Origin of the sequence: Dorea sp. AM13-35 (assembly GCF_003473885.1) — a bacterium.
Classification (GTDB): Bacteria; Bacillota; Clostridia; order Lachnospirales; family Lachnospiraceae; genus Dorea_D; species Dorea_D hominis.
This window is the reverse complement of record NZ_QUCZ01000007.1, coordinates 104112-125875: the sequence shown is the minus strand read 5'-3', so window position 1 is coordinate 125875 and position 21764 is coordinate 104112. Positions and strand designations below refer to the sequence as shown.

Annotated in this window: 16 protein-coding genes and 3 tRNA genes; 3 read left to right on the top strand and 16 right to left on the bottom strand. The window is 41.1% G+C overall.

Features of this window, described 5'->3' with window-relative positions:
* Window positions 1–46: 46 nt before the first annotated feature.
* Together ispF and DW152_RS09225 are read right to left on the bottom strand one after the other, a co-directional pair.
* The gene (gene ispF, locus DW152_RS09230) at window positions 47–595 is read right to left on the bottom strand and encodes a 2-C-methyl-D-erythritol 2,4-cyclodiphosphate synthase (protein ID WP_021860731.1); all 549 of its coding nucleotides are present in this window, start codon (window positions 593–595) and stop codon (window positions 47–49) included.
* 30 nt (window positions 596–625) lie between these two features.
* Entirely contained in the window at window positions 626–1012 is a 387-nt protein-coding gene (locus DW152_RS09225) for a hypothetical protein (RefSeq protein ID WP_021860732.1), read from the bottom strand.
* Between the two features lie 206 nt (window positions 1013–1218).
* On the opposite strand from DW152_RS09225, the gene DW152_RS09220 reads away from it, so the two are divergent.
* From DW152_RS09220 to DW152_RS09210, 3 genes are all read left to right on the top strand, one after another.
* Window positions 1219–1291: transfer RNA gene (locus DW152_RS09220), tRNA-Val, on the top strand.
* A gap of 23 nt (window positions 1292–1314) precedes the next feature.
* Window positions 1315–1388, top strand: a tRNA-Met gene (locus DW152_RS09215).
* Between the two features lie 73 nt (window positions 1389–1461).
* Window positions 1462–1535 (top strand) — tRNA-Met (locus DW152_RS09210).
* A gap of 153 nt (window positions 1536–1688) precedes the next feature.
* Here the strand turns inward: DW152_RS09210 and DW152_RS09205 are convergent.
* The 14 genes from DW152_RS09205 to DW152_RS09140 all read right to left on the bottom strand — a co-directional run bounded on the left by DW152_RS09205 (window position 1689) and on the right by DW152_RS09140 (window position 21755).
* Entirely contained in the window at window positions 1689–2216 is a 528-nt protein-coding gene (locus tag DW152_RS09205; RefSeq protein WP_118288482.1) for a hypothetical protein, read from the bottom strand.
* Between the two features lie 38 nt (window positions 2217–2254).
* Complete coding sequence (locus DW152_RS09200) at window positions 2255–2470, bottom strand: ankyrin repeat domain-containing protein (protein WP_158549890.1); 216 nt, start codon at window positions 2468–2470, stop codon at window positions 2255–2257.
* A 140-nt stretch (window positions 2471–2610) separates the two neighbouring features.
* Window positions 2611–3162, bottom strand: coding sequence for a hypothetical protein (locus tag DW152_RS09195; RefSeq protein WP_118288481.1), 552 nt, complete (start codon window positions 3160–3162; stop codon window positions 2611–2613).
* Between the two features lie 214 nt (window positions 3163–3376).
* A complete protein-coding gene (locus tag DW152_RS09190; RefSeq protein ID WP_118288480.1) occupies window positions 3377–4708 on the bottom strand; it encodes a hypothetical protein in 1332 nt (443 codons plus the stop codon).
* A 33-nt stretch (window positions 4709–4741) separates the two neighbouring features.
* Window positions 4742–5206 carry an ankyrin repeat domain-containing protein gene (locus DW152_RS09185; protein WP_118288479.1) on the bottom strand — a complete coding sequence of 155 codons (465 nt, stop codon included), beginning with the start codon at window positions 5204–5206 and terminating at the stop codon, window positions 4742–4744.
* Between the two features lie 39 nt (window positions 5207–5245).
* Window positions 5246–5761: a hypothetical protein gene (locus DW152_RS09180; RefSeq protein WP_118288478.1), complete on the bottom strand. Its 516-nt coding sequence runs from the start codon at window positions 5759–5761 to the stop codon at window positions 5246–5248.
* Between the two features lie 179 nt (window positions 5762–5940).
* The gene (locus tag DW152_RS09175; RefSeq protein WP_118288477.1) at window positions 5941–6441 is read right to left on the bottom strand and encodes a hypothetical protein; all 501 of its coding nucleotides are present in this window, start codon (window positions 6439–6441) and stop codon (window positions 5941–5943) included.
* Window positions 6442–6451: 10 nt separating this feature from the next.
* Window positions 6452–13597, bottom strand: a complete 7146-nt coding sequence (locus tag DW152_RS09170) for a DNRLRE domain-containing protein (RefSeq protein WP_118288476.1) — start codon at window positions 13595–13597, stop codon at window positions 6452–6454.
* Between the two features lie 15 nt (window positions 13598–13612).
* Window positions 13613–14032, bottom strand: a complete 420-nt coding sequence (locus DW152_RS09165) for a hypothetical protein (protein ID WP_118288475.1) — start codon at window positions 14030–14032, stop codon at window positions 13613–13615.
* A 65-nt stretch (window positions 14033–14097) separates the two neighbouring features.
* Window positions 14098–14889: a DUF4367 domain-containing protein gene (locus DW152_RS09160; protein ID WP_158570035.1), complete on the bottom strand. Its 792-nt coding sequence runs from the start codon at window positions 14887–14889 to the stop codon at window positions 14098–14100.
* The gene (locus DW152_RS09155; protein WP_118288473.1) at window positions 14867–15445 is read right to left on the bottom strand and encodes an RNA polymerase sigma factor; all 579 of its coding nucleotides are present in this window, start codon (window positions 15443–15445) and stop codon (window positions 14867–14869) included. Before DW152_RS09155 ends, DW152_RS09160 begins: the two co-directional genes overlap by 23 nt.
* A 46-nt stretch (window positions 15446–15491) precedes the next feature.
* Window positions 15492–16106 (bottom strand): PBECR4 domain-containing protein, encoded by a 615-nt coding sequence (locus DW152_RS13275; RefSeq protein WP_021861365.1) that lies wholly within the window; start codon window positions 16104–16106, stop codon window positions 15492–15494.
* A gap of 281 nt (window positions 16107–16387) precedes the next feature.
* On the bottom strand, window positions 16388–17722 hold the full coding sequence (gene gdhA, locus DW152_RS09145; RefSeq protein WP_118288472.1) for an NADP-specific glutamate dehydrogenase: 1335 nt from the start codon (window positions 17720–17722) through the stop codon (window positions 16388–16390).
* Window positions 17723–17987: 265 nt separating this feature from the next.
* Complete coding sequence (locus DW152_RS09140) at window positions 17988–21755, bottom strand: phosphoribosylformylglycinamidine synthase (protein ID WP_118288471.1); 3768 nt, start codon at window positions 21753–21755, stop codon at window positions 17988–17990.
* Between the last annotated feature and the right edge of the window lie 9 nt (window positions 21756–21764).

Below are 21764 nucleotides of genomic sequence, written 5' to 3'. Positions count from 1 at the left end.
ATTTCCCAACTCAACTATAATACTTGCATCTTGTTCCTGCCCGCCTTTACTTTCCCACATTCGGGCAGCCACCACATCCTGCGCAGCCGCCGGTCTGCGGACCAACCTGGTAACTGTAATTAGCAATCGTATCCAGTGATGCGATAGCCTGTGAGGAGATTCCTTCACCTGTTCCGGTAAATCCAAGTCCTTCTTCTGTAGTTGCTTTAATATTTACCTGATCTACATCAATGTGAAGTGCTTCTGCCACATTTTTACGCATCTGCTCAATATGAGGTGCCATCTTCGGTCTCTGCGCAATAATTGTTGCATCAATGTTACCGATGACATATAATTTCTCGTCGATCAGCTTTCCAACATGTTTCAAAAGTTCAATACTGGACGCTCCTTTATATGCCGGATCTGTATCCGGGAAATGTTTTCCGATATCACCAAGAGCTGCCGCTCCCAGAAGTGCATCCATAATCGCATGCAGCAGCACATCCGCATCCGAATGTCCCAGAAGCCCCTTCTCATAAGGGATCTCTACTCCTCCAAGAATCAGTTTGCGGTTCTCTGTCAGTTTATGAACATCATATCCCATTCCAACTCTCATACTGTTATTTCCTTTCCCAGAATATATTTCTTATTCTGTAACATTATTGTGATCTGTATTCTCTTCCTGTTTTTTGGCTTCACTGTGATCTGCTCCCACCGGTTCATCACTCTTCTGTGTATCTGTATTGCCTAACAGCTTGTCCCGGTTCAGTTTACCGTCTTCATCCACATCGCTCTCTAATAATTCCTCGCAGTCCAGCTCTTCTCCGTCATTTTCCACATACTCATGCTTCACTGCCATCACGACTGCCTTCGCACACCATACGATTCCAAGTACAGCAAATGCCACACCCAGCACCAGATAAAGCGTTGCATTCTCCGGCCTGTTTGTCATCGTCTTCTTTATCAGATCAATTCCCAGATATCCAAGATATCCCCCTACAATAATTCGAAAAAATACGCGACCTTTTGTCATTTCATGTCCTCCTGCCTGTGTTTTATTAATGTCTGCCGATTTTATAACTTCTATAAAACTTCTTATAATTCGCATAAATCGGCTGTTTTTCGCACATCTGAGCATATTATATCACATACTTACAATTTTTTGCAAAAAAAGTGTTGACATTTCCTCACTTTTGATTGTATAATAACGAAGTCGGTTTGAGAGAGCCGGGTAAATATGGGATCATAGCTCAGCTGGGAGAGCATCTGCCTTACAAGCAGAGGGTCATAGGTTCGAGCCCTATTGGTCCCATACTTATAAAAATATTTCTTTATGGCGGGATAGCTCAGTTGGCTAGAGCACACGGTTCATACCCGTGGTGTCGCTGGTTCAAATCCAGTTCCCGCTACTTTAAAAAGACTTGTTCTTGCAAGTCTTTTTACATCCGTAATATTAGCAGTACTTACGGGCAATATTTTTATGGCGGGATAGCTCAGTTGGCTAGAGCACACGGTTCATACCCGTGGTGTCGCTGGTTCAAATCCAGTTCCCGCTACTTCAAAAGACTTGCAATTGCAAGTCTTTTTTCAATTCATATCCGGAATATATTCCATTTATTTATCTTTTTATTCTAGTCTGCTTCTTTCGGATCATGAGTTTCATATATTCAGAAATAGTCCTGCTGTCTCATTTGCATTATACTAATACACTAAAACACGTCCAGGCCCAGTTTCACTTTAAGTGTTGTAAACCATCCATATGCATTCCACTTATCATATTTGATAGTAGCTTTTGATTCTATTAGCTGATTTGATTTATTGGTCCATTTGATGATAATAGGTATTTCCGTTTTTTCTTCCGCACCGCTTTCCGCTTCTATAAAATCATATACTTTTTTCCCTTTTAATATATTTTTTTCTGCTGGCGTTTCTAAATCATCAGCTATATACATTTTTGTAGTTGCTTTATCAAATGAACCATATTCTTTTGTTAAAACTGTAATCTCTTTTGGCGTATGATTTTCTTTTGGAATTATGTAGCCTCGCACAAATCCTAATGAATCTGGAATTAAATATATTTTCCACACTTTATCATCACTCACTGATTCTACATAATCACTTTTCATACCCGCAGAATTTAAATAAATAGGAAAAATATTAAAAAATATAATTAAAATCAAATAGAATATAAATATTATTCCAACTATTATACATATCCATTTCTTTTTTACTTTCATTACTTCATTCAACCTCCTTTGTGTTCACCCCAAACACCCTACTTCAAAAAATCAACATCTGAAAAAAACTGATTTTTCTTCGCAATGTCATATGCCGTATTCCCATCACCGTCCTTCTTGTTCACATCCGCTCCGTGCTTCACCAGATACTTTGCAATATCTTCGCTTGTGCACTCTGCCGCCACATGCAGAACGGTATGTTTTACTGCTGACTCGGCATCATCATCCGGCGAAATCTCTGTCAACACTTTCATATTCTTCTCTTTTGCATATCTTTCCCCACTTTGCATAAAATGATGTTATATATATAATAACGTTTGTTGCTCTTGTTTTGTTACAGAAAAGCTTAAAAAATCCGAAAGAATTTCTTAATTTTGGTCGAAATAGAAGAATATTATTTTATAATTCCCCTTGTTTCTTTATTTTCAACTTTCACTCCTGCAAAATCTGTTGGATAAATACCTTTATGGCTTTTGTTATCTTTTATTATTACCGGTCGGAAATATTTTTTATTTGCCCATAATTTTTTCCCATTGCAAAATTTTAATATGTATTTATCCGATGTCTCTACCATACTCTCTAAATTATCTTTTTCAAATTTTCTTCCTTTTGTCTTGCAACCGCAATAGCATATTATTTCATTATCCTCAATTTTAATTTGATAAATCATACGCGCATGCATTCGTCCAACACACACTATGACACTTAGCACTGCTGCAATAAAAACATACAAGAAGATTTGTTCTTCCAGTGTAATGTCGGTTATATAATTCATTGACACACAAAGTGTTACTATAACAAAAAAGCAACAAATAATTTCAAATATTTTATCAAAAATCAGAAACCATCGTGCGTTATTTATACATTCTTTTTTCATATCTGTATCTTCCTCCCAAAAACTGCTTACTATAAATATAGCGGTAAACATTGCCTTACTATAATTCATCCCCCTTCTTTCATCCAATCACACCCCAGATAATTTATCTTACATATATAGTAACAATCCACAGCTCCATTTTGTGACATATAATTTCAAAGTTTTTTAGAAACAGCAGGGGAATTCTGTTTCATGTATTCAGAAATCGCCCTGCTGTCTTATTAGTCAATTATTTACTAATTAATATAACTACTAAATAATCTACACATGCTAATGTTTTATATTAATTGTTCAACTCCATCACATCCATTATCTGCATGTTCTCCCCGCTTTCATCATTCACGTACATAACATACAGCTTGTCTCCATATGTCTGGAAATCATAACGGATAATCTCGTCACCTTTACCGGTCTTGTAACCTTTTATCTTCTTTGTCCAAAGCGGCACATCCTGCCCGGCTTTATAATAGCTCACCTTACCATCTTTGAATGTCGCATAAGCATCCGTTGACATGAAAACAGCCTGTTCTTTTTCGAGTTCATACTTCGCTGTAATCTTCTGCTTCTCCATATCATAGTAAATCAGTTCACCGCCACTGTATCTTGCCGCTTCATAATCTGCTCCTGTGTAATGTTCCATGCCACCAAAACGGTAATCTTCCAGTTGAAGCATGAGCATATTTCCGGATACTTTCATATCTACCGGTTTGTATTTTTCTGACTGATACAGCTCTTCGCTCTTTCCATCGGCATTTGTTTTATAAATACGAAACTCCTTTGATTCATTACGAAAATCCCATGCATACAAGGTGTCTTTGTAAGATGCCAGTAATTTTCCATCTTGCAAATCAGATTCCTCTTGATGTACACGCTCTCCTGTTTGCTTATTTACCATAACCAGATTGAAGAAATATCCTTTGGAGGCATCTTTGATTGTCAGACTATAACTCACTTCTCCGTCTTTTACCTTTTCCCGCTGACAACTGCCAATATAGTAAAGGTTCACATCCGGCGTCGTAATCTTCCTATGCTCTGCCCAATGTTTGTCCTTATCTATAAATGCACCTTTACCAGACTTTTCTTTTAATTCGCCTAAATCCACTGTCTTCCGGACATCTGCTGCATCTAACACATATAACGTCTGCTGATATGAGTCACCTTCATTCGCACCACAGATAATATAAATGTATTTTTCTCCGAGAAACGCCTGCAAAATTCTTTTATCCGCATCCAGCTTCCTCTCAACAACCAGTTTCCCATCCGCATCATACTGGCGCAGAGCATCCCAGGAATTCACATATATGTATTTTCCATTCGTATAAGTTCCTGCATCTTCCAGCGCCGACCGAAGTTTTCCACTTTTCGAATCCACAGTTCTTAGTTTCTTATCCGAATAGTCATAATAATATGTCTTATCTCCCAGCATTGCCAACATTCTCGCATCACCGGTTCTTGCGTTATGGAGAACCCTGCTGACATTATAATTTCCTTTTGCTTTCTCTAGATAATAGCTGATCGGATTTGTCCACATCCAGAACAGGTAATAACCAGCCAGATAAATAATTACCAACAGACAGACTAACACGATCCATAAACTCTTCCTCTTCTTTTTCATAGCCGTCCTCCTTTGTGTTCACCCAAAACACTCCTACTTTAAAAAATCAACATCCGAAAAAAACTGATTTTCCTTCGCAATGTCATATGCCGTGTTGCCATCACCGTCCTTCTTGTTCACATCCGCCCCGTGTTTCACCAGATACTTTGCAATATCTTCGCTTGTACACTCTGCCGCTGCATGCAGAACGGTATGTTTTACTGCTGATTCGTCCTCATCACCTGCAGACTCGGCATCATCATCCGGCGAAATCTCCTGATTCACATCTACGCCGATTTTTATCAGCTTCTTCACCATATTGTAATCGCCAAGATTCACCGCACATTCCAGTGCTTTCGCAGCCGATTCGTCACTTGCGTCCAGTGTTTCCATCATAAATTTTCTTGCTAAATCTCTGTCAACACTTTCATAGATTCCCTCATAAATATCGTCAAGCTTCTTAGAATCTAAATCTTTCTTATAAAGCTCATATGCAAGTTCCGTGTTAAAATAAGCCAAATCCTCCCATCCGGAAAATGCTTTCTCTCCGTCTTCTTCTCAAAGTCTTCTTACATCTTTGACCATTGTGACGTTTGCCGATCTCAGCTCAATTCCGCTCTCACACAGCCACCGATCAATTGCTGTATATCCTTTCTCATCTTTCCGGTTCGGATCAGCGCCATTCTCCAGCAAAATCTTTAATACTTTCTCCACTCTGTCGCTGTATGGACTCTCTGCACCTCGAATGATATCGCACAAATAGTTGCCGGTCTTACTGTTTACTTTCGTTCCCGCATCGACCAATGTCTGAATCATCTCTACATCCAGTGGATCTTCCGAAATTACCTGCGCCAACGCTCTTTTATCGTCTTCGCCTCTGACCTCAATCTTCACCTTCATATTTTCCAGGTCGAGCTTCTTATCCCGGGTAGCTTCTTTCATTCCCTGTAAATTCGATGTCTCGATCGATTCCCGCAATTTCCATTCCGGGCTGTTCATCGCAGTCCGCATACAGCCTGTCAGCAATAACGCCGGAACCATTACTGCTACTATTCCTTTTCTTCTCTTTTGCATATCTTTCCCCACTTTGCATAAAATGATGTTATATATATAATAACGTTTGTTGCTCTTGTTTTGTTACAGAAAAGCTTAAAAAATCCGAAAGAATTTCTTAATTTTAGTTGGAAAAGGGGATTTCTAGATATATATCCAGAAATCCCCTTTTAATTCATGCTTCCTTTTCCTTCATATCATTACATTACATAATTCGTTTTCTCTTTTCCTAATTTAAATGTCCTTTTTGAAGTCTCTTCATCGAGCAAATGTCTACATTTCACTTTACTATTAACCAACCACTCCCCCTTTTTTTCAATAATATCAATATTCCAAAATAATACAGCACAGTCAAACTCTTTAGTATTGTAATATGCCGTTTCACATCTTATTATTGGCGAATTATTTTTTAAAATATTAGAAGGTATTTTTACTGTATACAAATTTTCCGTCAAACCTTCCGCAGTATGTATTAACAGCACTTCATCTTTTTGGCTTTGTTCCCATAATCTTTTTGCTTTTTTTGAATCATGTACAATTTTCAATTTTATTTGATCAGCATTTTTTATTTTTTTTCCATTATACGTTACATTGATTTTGCACATAGTCATATTACTCACTTGCAAGCCAATATAAAATAATAACACCATAAATAGCCCAACAATAATTATCACTACATTTTTTTTCGATTTTCGTTTCATATACTCCCCCCTAAAATTTGATTCGATGTATAGGATTTTTTCCAGCATATTTCTTATAATTTTTTAAAATAGTTTTTAACCTATATCTTGGATAATATTTATCTTTCACCCAATTATACTGAAATGAAACACTTGCATTTGATGCATATATCTTTGCTTTCGGTGCAATTTTATGAAAAGCTTTCGCTACACTATTACTTCCTTTATTAGCTTTACAAATAACAAGTACTAATTTTTTAATTTTTTTCTTTTTTTTCATTTTTTTAATAGCGGAAGCCTTCATTGTTTCATTTTTAAAATATAGTTTTCCTTTACCACCATGTAAATACAAATATACTTTTCGATATCTCTTTGATATTTTATTCCATTTCTTTTTAAACCCCTTTATTTTACTAACACCTATAAACTTAGCATTTTTATATTTATAATAGTTTGACTTAATTGCTTGTTGTTTTAAACTCTTTCCTTTTGCATTATAATATATTGACAATATGGATTTATGCCCACTTGGATCCACATAACTAATCGGATTATTCTTGCAGTATGCATACAGATGTAATGTATCCGGATCATTCACCTCTCCCCGGTAGGTATCTTCTGTCAGGAATCTTCCATTCTCCGGATCGTAGTATCTTGCATTCAGGTAATAGAGTCCGGTGCTCTCATCGTAGATGCCGCCTGTGTAGCAGATCTCATTCTTTAAAGCACTGCTTCCGTGGATACTGGTCTCTCCGAAGTCGTCATATTCGTAGGAAAGTTCTCCCTTTGTATCCTTATTCAGGATGCTGGAAGTGCTGCCCTGGATGTCTTTGGTATACAGGAAATCCTGATAAGAGGCTGTTGTTCCGTCTTTTCCGGTTACTTTCTGTTCTGCATAGATCACATTGTCTTCCAGTCCGGACAGGTTCTGGATCAACTTCTCCCCGGTATCTGCTCCGGTTGTATAGGATACCATGCCGTCTTCGTAGAAGTAGTTCGTCACTTCTCCGGCTTCCTTCTTCTGGATGCGCTGTCCGTCTCCATTGTACAGGTTTTCCTGTGTCAGGCTGACAGTCTCATTGCCGGATGTACCGCTCTTCTTCGTTACAGTTGCCGTACTTAAGCGATTTTCCACATCATAGGTGTTCTCCACGCTGTCTCCCGTCTCTTTATCGGTCTCTTTGATCTGGTTTCCGTTGACATCATACTCATAAGAAATGTCATTCTTTACGGTATTTCCTTTGGTTGTCTTTGCCTTTAAGAGCTGGTTCAGACCATTGTAGCTATACGCTGTCTCCTCTTCACCTTTGACTTTCTTTGTGCGGTTTCCTGCAAAATCGTAGCTGTAAGTCGTAGTGGTCTTCTCATCATTCTTCTTATGGTCAGTCACAACACTCTTCGTCAGTCTTCCCAGTGCATTGTATGTGTATTCCGTTGTCTGATCAGTATGGTCTTTTTCCTCTTTGGCAGTACTGTTCTTCTCAGTCTTCTTTACAATGTTATTATTCTTATCATAAGAATAAGTATAAGCTTCCAGAACAGTTGTACCACTCTTATAGGTCATAGAAGATACACGGTCCAATGCATCATACTCATAGAACCTTGCCACATAGCTTTCGTTCTTATCTCTATAATCAGTAAAGTCAACGATCGTAAACAGTTTTCCTCGTTCGTTATAGCGGTATTTGCGGATCAGTTTTTCCTCGTCACTGCCTTTGATCTTTGCTTTGATAGCGATCAGATACTGGTTCTTGTCATACGCATAGTGCAGGCTTTCCACTCTTCCGTCTTCTGCCAGCGCATAAGTGACTTCCGTGATCTTATCTTCCGTATCATAGCTGTAAGAGATCTTGTGTTTTGCGATCTGTGCATCAATCGGCTCTGCTTCCTGTGAGACTTCTGCTGTCCATGCAGTTCTTCCAAATCCGTCATAACCAGTATAAGTATAACGGTATGCTTTCCTCTCACTGCCGGACTTCTTCGCATCCGTCATCTTTGTAAGACGATACTGGTCATCATACTGATAGTTTGTCTGCAATGTCTGGGTTCCGTCTGCCTGATAATATTTCGATACCGTCTTCAGATTCCTTGCATCGTAAGTATCTTCCCGGTAGTCTCCATTTTCATAAGTAACCTTTGTCTGGTTTCCACGGCTGTCATAGCTGTACGCGGTTGCAATGCTTTCGTCTTCCTTCACGCCCTGATCCTGACTGCTCTTTATAAGACCTGCCGCATCTGTGACTTCGATACTCTTTCTGCCGCCTGCATCGGTAACGGTTGTCTTATTCTTCTGATTTTCTGTGTCCGCTTCATAGGAGGCTTTTGTTACAACAGCTCCATCTTTGCCTGCGTTCTGTGTCACTTCTGTCACACGGTCAGAATCATCATAGGAATATGCGGTTGCTGTTCCCATGGCATCCGTTTCTTTTGCGACATTTCCTTTCGTGTCATAAGACTGCTTGGTAACCAGACTGTCCTCACTGACCTGATAGGCTTCCCCGAATACACCCGGATTCACAATCGTTGCAAAGTTTCTGCCCTCTTCATCATAGAGTGCCAGTGTCACTTTTCCTTCTGCTGCGTCTGCACCGGTTCCGTTCTCATATGCAACGACCTGATTGCCGGAGGCATCATAAGTGTAATCGGTATACAGACCGTTTGCTTTCTCTCTGACAACATTGCCGGAAGCATCGGTATACGTCTCGGACGCTGTTGTTCCACTTGGATAGCTTTCCTTCTGGATCGATGCATTCTTAACCGTTCTGGTTCCCCTGCCATCCTGTACCGTAACATCCCCATAAGAATAGGCGGTAGTGTAAGTAAGAGAAGTTCCTTTCGTGACTGTTCTCTTCACAACACGGTTTAGGGAATCGTATACATAATCCGTTTTCACTCCGTCCGTTCCGGTCTCGGAAACAACCGTTCCATTGACATCATAAGAGGAGGTTGTTGTCTGGCTCTTTCCATTCAGCGTGCTGACAGACTTGATCTGTCTTCCTAACTCATCATAGGTATATTCCGTCACTTCTCCGGTATCCGGATCGGTCTTCTTTGTCACGCGTCCCATGACATCATAACTATTCTCTTCTTTAGTTACAACATCTCCACTGGTTGTTGAAGATTCTTTCGTATTTCCATATGCATCATAAGAAGATGTAGTCTTAGAAGTTTCAATTCCCGCTTCTGTTGTTTTCGTTTCAATTTCATTTCCAGAATCATCATAAGCATTTTCTGTAACTGTCTTATTCTCTGTATCTGTAACTTCTTCCTCTTTTACAGACTCACCATTTTCATTATATTCATATTTTTCATCACTAATAAGAGTATCTCTTTTTTCCTCTTTTATTTCTGATGGCTGATCCACAGTCCACTCACTCGTTGTATCACCATAAGTATACGTTGTTACGGTTCCATCTTCATCTGTTTCCGTCTTTTCATTTTCCTGCTCATCATAAACTGTTTCACTTACTTTTTCTTTCGTTTTCCACTCTACTTTTCCATTGGTCAAACTTTCATAACCAACCGTTTTTGTCGTTTTTGTAACCAGATATGGATTTTCCTCATATTCATAAGCATAAGTTGTTACACTTCCATCCGCTTCTGTTTCTTTTGTTACTTTTCCGCTCTTTGTGTCATACTCCCGGCTATTTGTGCGGACTTCTATCCCGTCAGAAGCTTTCTTTGTAACAGTTGTTTTTCCACCTGCGTATCCCCAGTTTTCTTTCTCTCCGTTCGGGTAAGTCACTGCGGATACTTTTTCGCCATTATAAGTGATCGTATACTTTTGTCCCTTTCCATCTGTTACACTGTTCAAGTGATCGCTGTCATAGTCATAAGCATAAGAAACCAATGTTTTACCATCCTTACCGCAATGGCTCATTTCTGTTAATCTTCCATTATCGTAAGTATAGCAAAGTTTTGTTGCATCTGGAAGCGCAATCTCTTTCAACAATCCCGAATCTTTCTGATATTTTAATTCAATTACTGTTTTTACTTCTGTTGAAACACGTTCCAGTCTTCCATCTGGCAAATAATCATATAAAAGGAATGTACCATTTGGATCTAATGCAGACACCAACTGTCCTTCCTTATTAAAACGATATAAGATTCCCTGCTTATCTTTTATTGTATAAGCATGTGTCCTTTGTACCGTGTCGTCTGAATCATCCTCATCTTCTTCTGATTCTTCTTCATCCGAATCATTACTGCTCTGTACTTTTACTGTTCTTCCTTTTATCTTGCTCTTATTCTTAGATTCCATCTGATTCTTATATGTATATTTCATTTTTCCCATTTCTGTGCTACATACAGCCGTTTTCTTTTTCACAGAAATAGATCCATTTTTCACAGAAGCTCTGCTTTTTGCAGTATTTGTAATGGCTTCACTTCCATCATTCAGTGTCAGATCTTTCGTTTCTTTACAAACATAAGTGTCCCCACTCTTCTTAAAATGATAGATACTTCCGTCACTGTCCAGATAGTACATCGTGCCATCTTCGCCTTTGATCAGTTCTTTATGCAGGGTATCACTCCATCCAGTTCCTAACATTCCAGTAAGAAGTGACTGGCTGTTATAAGTTCTCGCCATCTCAAATGTCAACTGACTTGCCGGAAGTGTTGCATCTTCCTGACTGTAAGTAAGGTTTCCGCTCTGGTCTTCCACGGTTCCGTTTCCGGTCGGTGTCTGGAAACTCTGGTATCCCAGATAATCCTGGCTTCCGGTATGTTTCTCAAACTCTTCCGGTGCGGTTCCTGTTCCACTCAATACCGTATCAACCAGTTCCTGCTCTTCGATCTCACCGGAGGAATCTGCACGGACAGCTTCTACTTTATAATACCATTTCTCATCCTTTGCACTTTCCAGATCGATCCAGTAACCTTTGAACACTTTCTTGCAGACCATGTTTTCTTCACTCGGTGTGAAGTCTTTCTCTGTTCCCCTGTAGATCCGATAATACACGGTATCATTTAACACTTTATCGGTCTCCCAGGAGATCAGGTTCTTGCCATAGTCTTTCCGCAGGGTGAGGGTTCCGTCTTTTGGAAGATAACCGTCAAATCCGACCGTATTATCTTTGTAATAATAATCCAACACTTCTTCTTTGACATTGCCTGCTTTGTCCACTGCACGGACTGCAATCTTATGCTGTCCATTTCCGGTGATCGTGCCTGCCGGAAGTTCCACACTTCCACTGGTTCCGGTTCCCAGCTTCTTCCATGCGCCATCGTCGATCTTGTATTCCATCTGTTTGAGGTTCGCATCGGATACACCCGACCACTGGATTGTCGGGTTCTGCACATCGGTCGGTTCTTCTTTTGTTGTTGCCGGTGTCAGTACCGGTTTTGCCATTGTCGGCGCCGTTCCATCGATCACAAATCTTGCGCCTGCTCCAGGTCCTGCAAGGTTTCCTTTGTCCACACCACGGATACCGATCTTATAGCTGCCCTCTTTCCATCCGGTACTCGCTGCAATCGTTGCGGAGCCGCTTCCGCTGGTTCCCAGTTTTGTACCGGAAGAATACGGAACTAATTCTCCGATATCTTCTAAGGTTGTCGGGTTTAATTTCACAATCTTGTACTGGACATAGGATAATCCTTTGGACGTGATCCCTGCCCAGTTTGCTTTGATCGCTGTTCCCGGCTTCACGTAAGACGGTGTTACGGATATGGAAGTTGCCTTGGTCGGTTTATCATAATAAGTAACAACCAATTTCGGACGCAAGCTGGTCGTGCTGTTTCTGGAACCTACAAACTCCGCATACTTTCCGGTTTCATCTGCACCTTTTAACATCACGCCGTAGTTGACAATGGAATCATTAGCAAGCCCTCTGGCAAAAGAAGTCAGATCTAACGTTCTGGTGGTCTTTGCTTTTCCGGTTGTCTTCACCGTGCTGTATAAAGTATTGTATCCCGGACGTTTGTTCCAGGTCACTTTGGAACGCTCCCATGCTTCCTTTACCCGGTATGCCTGTACCGTCTGCCCTTTCGTACTGTTTGCTGTCTCATACATCGTCAGGATGGCACTGTCTACATAGTTGCCTTTGATCTTGGACTTCATATCTTTGAAAGCAAGATAAGTCCGGTAGATTCCTTTGGATGCCTTTCCTGCATTCATCACCGTTACACCGCTGGTGTAAAAGTTATAATCTTTATAGGTAGAACCGCTTAAGATATACACATCCCCAAGATCGGTGTTGCCTGTCCACTTGATCGTCGGATCGATCACGACCGGATACTGGCGGTCTTTGTCTTTCAGATAAGACCAGTCTACGGTCACGGTTACACGGTAGGTGTCCTCCCCTGCTTCCTCTACTTTGGTTGTCAGTTCTTCGCTGTATGCCTTCCCACCAGCATCGTTCATGTTCGGAGCACCGACCGAACCTACGATCTCATCGCTTTCTTTATCATAGAGAGTCAGCCCTTCATCCACTGGATTTTTTCTAAGCTTCAATCCTTTTAATTTCAGCGTATAAGAAAACGTATTTTCTTTCGGACACTCTGCAAGCCGGATCTCTTCCTTGATCCCGGACTCCCCGGAAGTGTACGCATAAGTGACCGGATCTGAAGTATCATAAGCTGCTGTCAGTGGGACTTCTTCTGTCTCTTCATATCCGTTCGTGAAGTCCTCCTTCTCTACTTCAACAGCCTTACTTTTCATGTCCGGACTGAGCGCAACACTGTAGCCGTCCTTTTCCATCAAAAGTGGTGTCGTATCCGACAGCTTCTCCGGAAAGTACTGTTTGGCATCCCCTTCTTCGTTCTCGTATGCATAACCTTTCAGACTTTCCTTGTTCTCACTTTTCGAACTGTCCACTTTTACCAGTGACGGATCATAATCAATGAGCTTCCCCGACTCATCTTTATACCGCACCGGTTCCTGATAGAATACGGATACTTTCTTACCATTCCCGATCTGGAATGTGGTGGAAGTTTCGGTATTCTCTTTCTTCACAGCGTCCTCTTCTGTCACACCTTTTAGCTCTTTTGGACGCTCCACGCTGTCATCCGCATCGGAAGCTGCTTCGGTCTTCGCCTGATTCTCCGCTGTCTGTGCCGGTTCAGCCGCCAGTGAATCTAATGATACAGATGTGACGGATAGTGCCGCTATTAATGTCGTTGCAGTGATTCGTTTCCAATTCAAATAATATTTTTCTTTATGCTTTTTTCTTTTTTTCATAAGCTTTTTATCTCCTTACCTTTTTGAAGAACTGCTGTTTTTAGTAACGGTTTCATTTCCAACTTTAAATGTTGTTCTCACTCGATATGTTCCAGTTGCAATTGTGTAATTTTTGTTCAAACTATAATTTTGACCGGTTGTTGATCCATTCCACTCTTTTAATGTTTTCCATTCCCCGTCTAATTTTTTTTGCAATTTCATAACTACTTTTATTACTTGTGATTTTGAACTTCTAGTTCTTACAAAACTTTTGCATGTAGCTTCCTTGCCTGTAATTGATAAATTACAAGTACACACATCAACATTTTCATACGCAAGCTCTATATCCTCCTCTCCATTCACTTGCGTTTCTGCTGCATAGGACACTGGCGTAGTCACAATCAATCCTGTGCTCAAAATTAATCCTCCGAGTAACATTTTCATTCTTTGGTACATAAAAAAGTACCTCCTTTCTGCTTTTACTATAAGTAACAATTGAAAGAGGTACTTCGTGACACTTTTTATTTAATTTTTTTATTTTTTTCTAAAATATTTATGAGATTCTCAATGTTTTCATGCCCAGACAGCATATACACATACCCATCTTTTACATATAAGAGCTTATTCCAGCCATTCGTATCTTTCACCCAATATCCTTGTTTATTCTTTACATCTACTTTTTCTATTCTTTCTCCATTAGATGAAACCTTAAAATCAAAGTACTCAATTCCCATTTGAATGTAATAAAGCGGGTAATCGTCTGCCCCATTATAATCAGCCGAATACATTAAAAATGTTTCATCCGTCTCCTCATTCTCCAGCACATACCCTTCCGGCACATACTCCAGCTTCTGTGGCTTAAATTCTTTGATTTCTTCTTCCTGCCCCTTGATCTCGCTTTGCACTTTCTCGAAGCTGATGTCTGTATGATCCGAAAAACATTTTTCAATCAACTGGTAGATGCCCTCACGAATCGGCTCTATTGCAAATACTGTCATACTCATACTGATCATTAGAAGTATAACTATCAGTAAAAATTTTGGATGCAGCCGTGTCACACGGTATGAAGTAAATTGCTTTTTTCCAGCATCTGCTTCCTGTCTCGGATATGTATATACCCTATATCTGTCCACAAGTTCTTCTGCCTTTTTTCTCTTCATCTTCCTGTATAAACGCCGCATGCGTATCTGATGACGGATCGAGAAATGATGCTTCGCATCTTTTGTAAATTCTTCGTAATAAGTGCCTTCCCGCTCGCATGCCTGCTTTACTGCTTCTCGTAACAGTTCGTCACTGATTCTGTTCATTTCCATCTGTGATTTCCCTTTCGCGCAATTGTTTTTCCAGTTTTTGTCTGGAACGGGCAGCGATCTGGCGCACATTTTCTTCGGACAACTCCACGATCTTTGCAATCTCCACAAACGTCATATCCATATAATAGTGTAAATAAAGAATCTGACGCTTCGGATAAGGCAGTTCCAGAATCAGCTCCTGCAATATGGTCGTTACATCTTTATAAAGATATGCGTCTTCCGGACTTTCCTGCTGTTCACATGGATAATTCCTGTAGTCCTGCTCCCGGGCTTCCCGTTCAGAACGTTTTCCTTTTCTTTGATAGATGTTAAATGCTCTGCTCTTAACTATAGTAACAATGTAACTCCATGTTTCGTGACAGTTTATTTTCTTAATTTTTTCTAAATTATCTATGATAGCAATAACACTGTCGTGTACTGCGTCTTCTGCGTCGTGTCTGTTGTGCAGGATCTGATATGCAACTTTGTACATCTTGTCCTTGTACAGAGCATATAATTGTTCAAATTTTTCTTTGTCTTCCTGCGTATCAAGCAGATTTAAGTATACTTGTAGCATGCGCTTCTCTTCCCCCTCTTGATCATACCGCTTGCATGCAATGTCGCTATCTTACAATTTCAATTCTTTTTCTTATATCTTCTTCTAACTTCAACTTACCAATCTCTTGCCCTTTTGAAAGGTATGTACATTTATTATAACATTTCTCTTTATAGCTTTTTGAAAAAATTGCAAGAACTTTATTTGTTGGGTTAGACAATCGTTTTACATCTTCATTGTATAATGTTACTGGATAATCCACACGATTTCCATTACGAAAACCAACACTTAATATCGCTTTTGTATCACCAACAAAATAATCTGCCCGAATATATACCCCACTATTAATAAATTCTCCAACTAGACAATGATGAGACATAAGCTTAGAAAGACATGGTAATACCATTAATTTCTGTTGCACCTTCCCTTTATTATCAATTTCAAAATCTCTTTCTGCTAATTTAGACTCCAAACATGCCGCATAAAATTGTTGTGCAGATAACTTAGTCTTTACTCCTGTTAAATGTAAAAAGTTCATATCACGAAAACCGATTTCTACTGTTTTAGTAAGTGATTTTTTCTGATAAACAATCAAAAAGTGCTTATTATTCAATTTTTCTTCATATTCTTTTGCTGCATGTACAATAATTTTTATTGCTGATTTTTTATCATATTTTTTCATTTGTATTCCCCACTATACAAAAAAGGTTGCCCTCTCGGACAACCTTTTCTAATTCTGATATTGCTGATTTTACTGTTGTCTGCCAACATTCCGCCCCACTATGTGCGGTTTAACTGTAGAGTTTTTCTGTTGCTCTCCAACCTGCCAGCCAACGAACTGGCTAAAATGTCAGATTTTTAAGGTGTCAGCTCACCCAGACAGACGCATCTGTCTTTACAATATTATTATACGAATCAATAATTTTAATGTCAAGTATATGACTAATTTTAAACTTTTTTCTCTTACACGATTCCCTGAGCGGTCATAGCGTCTACAACCTTCTCGAATCCTGCGATGTTAGCGCCTGCTACATAGTTACCTTCCATTCCGTAACGTTTTGCAGCTTCGTCCATGTTATGGCAGATATTTACCATGATGTCTTTTAATTTGGCATCTACTTCTTCGAATGTCCAGCTTAATCTCTCGCTGTTCTGTGACATCTCCAGTGCAGATGTTGCAACTCCACCGGCGTTGGCAGCTTTACCAGGTGCGAAGATCACTCCGTTCTCCTGCAGATACTGTGTTGCTTCGTATGTAGTAGGCATGTTCGCACCTTCGCATACAGCTACGCATCCGTTAGCTACTAACTGTTTTGCATCTTCCAGATGTAATTCGTTCTGTGTTGCGCAAGGAAGAGCCAGGTCAACTTTTACTGACCATACGCCGCGTCCTTCATGATATTCTGAGTTCGGACGATATTTCTTATACTCTGTCAGTCTTGCACGGTTTACTTCTTTGATCTCTTTTAATGCAGCTACATCGATTCCTTCCGGATCGTATACCCATCCTGTAGAATCGCTGACTGTTACAACTTTTGCTCCAAGCTGCTGTGCTTTCTCTGTTGCGTAGATTGCTACGTTACCGGATCCGGATACTGCTGCTGTCATTCCCTTTAAGTCTTTTCCGTTAATCTTCAGAAGTTCTTCTGTTAAATAAAGAAGACCATATCCTGTAGCTTCTGTTCTTGCTAAAGATCCGCCATAGCTTAATCCCTTACCTGTAAGAACGCCTTCATACAGTCCGCGGATTTTCTTGTACTGTCCGAACATGTAACCGATCTCTCTTGCTCCTGTTCCGATATCTCCGGCAGGAACATCTGTGTCTGCTCCAATATATTTGCAAAGTTCTGTCATAAAGCTCTGGCAGAATGCCATAACTTCTCTGTCTGATTTGCCCTTCGGATCGAAATCAGAACCACCTTTACCTCCGCCGATCGGGAGTCCTGTCAGGGAGTTCTTGAAGATCTGCTCAAATCCGAGGAACTTGATGATTCCAAGATTTACAGATGGGTGAAGACGTAAGCCTCCTTTGTATGGTCCGATCGCACTGTTGAACTGTACACGGTATCCTGTATTCACCTGTACCTGTCCTTTGTCGTCTACCCACGGTACGCGGAACTTAAACTGTCTCTCTGGTTCTACAAGTCTCTCCAGTAAGGCGTCTTTTCTGAACTTCTCTTCATTCGCCTCAACTACCACTCTCAATGATTCTAATACTTCTTTTACTGCCTGGTGGAATTCTGGTTCAGCAGGGTTCTTAGCTACTACTCTTTCCAGTACTTCATCAACATATGACATAACCTTGTTACCTCCTAAATCTTTCTGTCTCAAAAAAACATCCTTTTAAAAAGAAAACGGATGGACAAATCCACCCGTTTTTCTCTGACGTCTTTGTCCTTTATCATTGTAAAGGAAAAGAGTGCATATGGCAAGTATTTTTTTTACAAATTTTGCTATTTTTTGCAACATTTATTTGTACTACTTGCAAAAATATTGATTTTATTTCATTTTAGTTGATTCTTTTTCGCTTTTAGTGAAACAGATTGCACTCTAAGTTTCACTTTTATTTAAAGTATGCAACACCGGATTCGAAGATCTTCAGATCCTGTTCTCCGTAAATATTCATAGCTACACTTCTGTCACGTCTCTCGGAATGTGCCATCTTACCGAATACACGTCCGTCCGGACTTGTGATACCTTCGATCGCGCAGTAAGAACCGTTGACATTCCATTCTTCATTCATCGTAACATTTCCTTCCGGATCACAGTACTGTGTTGCTACCTGTCCGTTTGCAAAGAGTTTCTTAAGCCACTCTTCATTTGCTACGAATCGTCCCTCTCCGTGGGATGCCGGGTTCGTGTATACACCGCCAAGCTCTGCCTGTGCAAGCCATGGGGATTTGTTGGATACAACTTTTGTATACACCATCTTGGAGATATGACGTCCGATCGTATTGTAAGTCAGTGTCGGTGCATCTGTATTCTGTCCGGTAACTGCTCCGTTCGGAACCAGTCCCAGTTTGACAAGTGCCTGGAATCCGTTGCACACACCGAGTACCAGTCCGTCTCTTTCATTTAACAGCTTCTCTACTGCTTCTTTCATCTTCGCATTCTGGAAAGCAGTTGCGAAGAATTTAGCGGAACCGTCCGGCTCATCTCCTGCACTGAATCCACCCGGGAACATGATGATCTGGGACTGTGCGATTGCTTTTTCAAATACATCTACAGAATCTACGATGTCGGCTGCATTCTGGTTGCGGAAGACTTTGACGATCGTCTTCGCTCCTGCACGCTCAAATGCTTTCGCGCTGTCGAACTCGCAGTTTGTTCCAGGGAATACCGGGATAAATACAGTCGGCTGTGCAATCTTGTGTGTGCAGATGTGGATATCGGATGCTTTGTATACATCACTCTTCACTGCTTCTTCCTGTCCTTCTGCTCCGGAGTTGGTTGGGAATACTTTCTCCAGTGGTTCTTTCCATGCTGCTTCTGCATCTGCTTCTGTCAGTTTTACCTCTTTGTATGCGAATACGGCATCTGCATTTACTTCACCAATCACCGTGTACGGGATTGTCAGTGCGTCTACTTTATCTGCCGGTACTTCTGCGATAATATCACCAAATGCCGGTGCAAACAGGTCTTTTGCATCTACGCTGTCGCAGATGGTAACACCCATACGGTTACCGAATGCCATCTTGCTGACTGCGGATACGATTCCGTGTCTGTCTAATGCGTAAGCAGATACGATCTTGCCGCTTCTGATGTCGTCTGTGAATTTACCGTAAGCATCCATTACTTTTGCATATTCCGGTACGTCGTATTCATCTGTCGGAATCTGCATCCATACGAGTTTATTTCCTGCTGCTTTTAATTCCGGTGTGATGATGTCTTTTTCTGTTGCCACATCTACTGCGAAGGAAACCAGTGTCGGCGGTACATCGATATCTTCAAATGTTCCGGACATACTATCTTTTCCTCCGATAGATGGAAGTCCGAATCCGAGCTGTGCATTGTAAGCACCGAGCAGTGCTGCGAACGGTTGACTCCATCTGGTCGGATCTTCTGTCATTCTGCGGAAATACTCCTGGAATGTGAAACGGATCTTGCTATAATCTCCACCTGCTGCCACGATCTTCGCAACAGACTCTGTCACTGCGTAAATAGCTCCGTGATATGGACTCCATGTAGACAGATATGGATCAAATCCGTAACTCATCATTGTAACGGTATCGCAGTCTCCTGTCAGTACCGGAAGTTTTGCAACCATTGCCTGTGTCTCTGTCAGCTGGTATTTTCCACCGTGCGGCATGAATACGGAAGCTGCTCCGATAGAACCGTCGAACATCTCTACAAGACCTTTCTGCGAGCATACGTTCAGGTCTTTTAATGTCTCTAACCATTTTGCTTTGACATCTTTTACTTCTTCTCTTGTAAGAATCGTATCTTTGCGGCTTGGGATCTCTACAGTAACCGTTGTCTCCTGATGCGCTCCGTTTGTATCAAGGAAGGCACGGGATAAGTTGACGATCTCTTTTCCTCTCCAGGAAAGTACCAGTCTCGGCTCTTCTGTTACTACAGCTACCTTTGTTGCCTCTAAGTTTTCTTCTGCTGCATAGTTCATAAATGTATCGACATCTTTTGGATCTACGACAACAGCCATACGCTCCTGGGACTCGGAAATAGCGATCTCTGTTCCGTCAAGTCCGGCATATTTCTTCGGCACTTTGTCCAAATCGATCTGCAGTCCGTCTGCAAGTTCTCCGATGGCAACGGATACACCACCTGCACCGAAGTCGTTACATTTCTTGATTAATTTACTTACTTCTTCTCTGCGGAACATACGCTGGATCTTACGCTCTGTCGGTGCGTTACCTTTCTGTACTTCTGCACCGCATGTCTCGATGGACTCTTCGGTATGTACTTTGGAAGATCCGGTTGCTCCACCGCATCCGTCACGTCCGGTACGTCCGCCGAGGAGAATGATGATATCTCCCGGATCAGATGTTTCACGGATAACGGCACGTCTCGGTGCTGCTCCGAGAACGGCTCCGATCTCCATACGTTTTGCAACGTAGTTCGGATGATAGATCTCTTTGACTGCTCCGGTTGCAAGTCCGATCTGGTTTCCGTAAGAGCTGTATCCATGTGCTGCTTCACGAACCAGTTTCTTCTGCGGCAGCTTTCCTTTCATCGTATCTTTGACAGATACGGTCGGATCTGCTGCTCCGGTTACACGCATTGCCTGATATACATAAGTACGTCCTGACAGTGGATCACGGATAGCTCCTCCAAGGCAGGTCGCAGCTCCACCGAATGGCTCGATCTCTGTCGGGTGGTTGTGTGTCTCGTTTTTAAAGTTTACGAGCCACTCTTCTTCTACACCGTCCACTTTGATCGGTACTACGATACTGCATGCGTTGATCTCGTCAGATTCTTCCTGATCTTCAAGCTTGCCTTCTTTTTTCAGTTTACGCATTGCCATCAGCGCAAGATCCATCAGGCATACGAATTTATCTTCTCTGCCTTTGAAAATCTCACTGTGGTCTGCAAGATACTGTCTGTATGTCTCTTCCAGTGGTGTCTTATAGTCTCCGTCCTCGAACTTCACATCTGTAAGCTCGGTAGAGAATGTTGTATGACGGCAGTGATCGGACCAATAGGTGTCCAGAACACGGATCTCTGTCATGGATGGATCTCTGTCCTCTTCCTTTTTGAAATAATTCTGAATATGCTGGAAATCCTTGAATGTCATGGCAAGTCCAAGGGACGCATATAATTCTTTCAGTTCGGCTGCTGCCATATCTTTGAATCCGTCAAAGATCTTCACATCTGCCGGCTCTTCGAATTTTGTAACGAGTGTCTCCGGGATCTGCTCCTGTGCTTCTCTGGAATCTACCGGGTTGATGCAGTGTGCTTTTACTGCCTCGAACTCTTCCTCAGAGATCACGCCCTCTGCTCCAACGATCACGTAAGTTGTCGCTGTCTTGATCACCGGCTGCTCATCCTCTTTGATAAACTGGATACACTGTACTGCAGAGTCTGCTCTCTGGTCGAACTGTCCCGGCAGGAACTCTACGGAAAATACTTTTGCATTCTCTGTCTCCGGGAATGCATTATGATATAAGATATCTACCGGTGGTTCGGAAAAGATACCGTTGCATGCTTTTTCAAATGTATCATCGGAAATATTCTCCACGTCATAACGAATCAGAATCCGGACTTCTTTGATATCACGGATTCCAAGATAATTCTTGATCTCATGCTTAAGATCCTTTGCCTGTACTGCAAATTCAGGCTTTTTCTCCACGTAAACTCGTCTTACACTACTCATACAATTTCC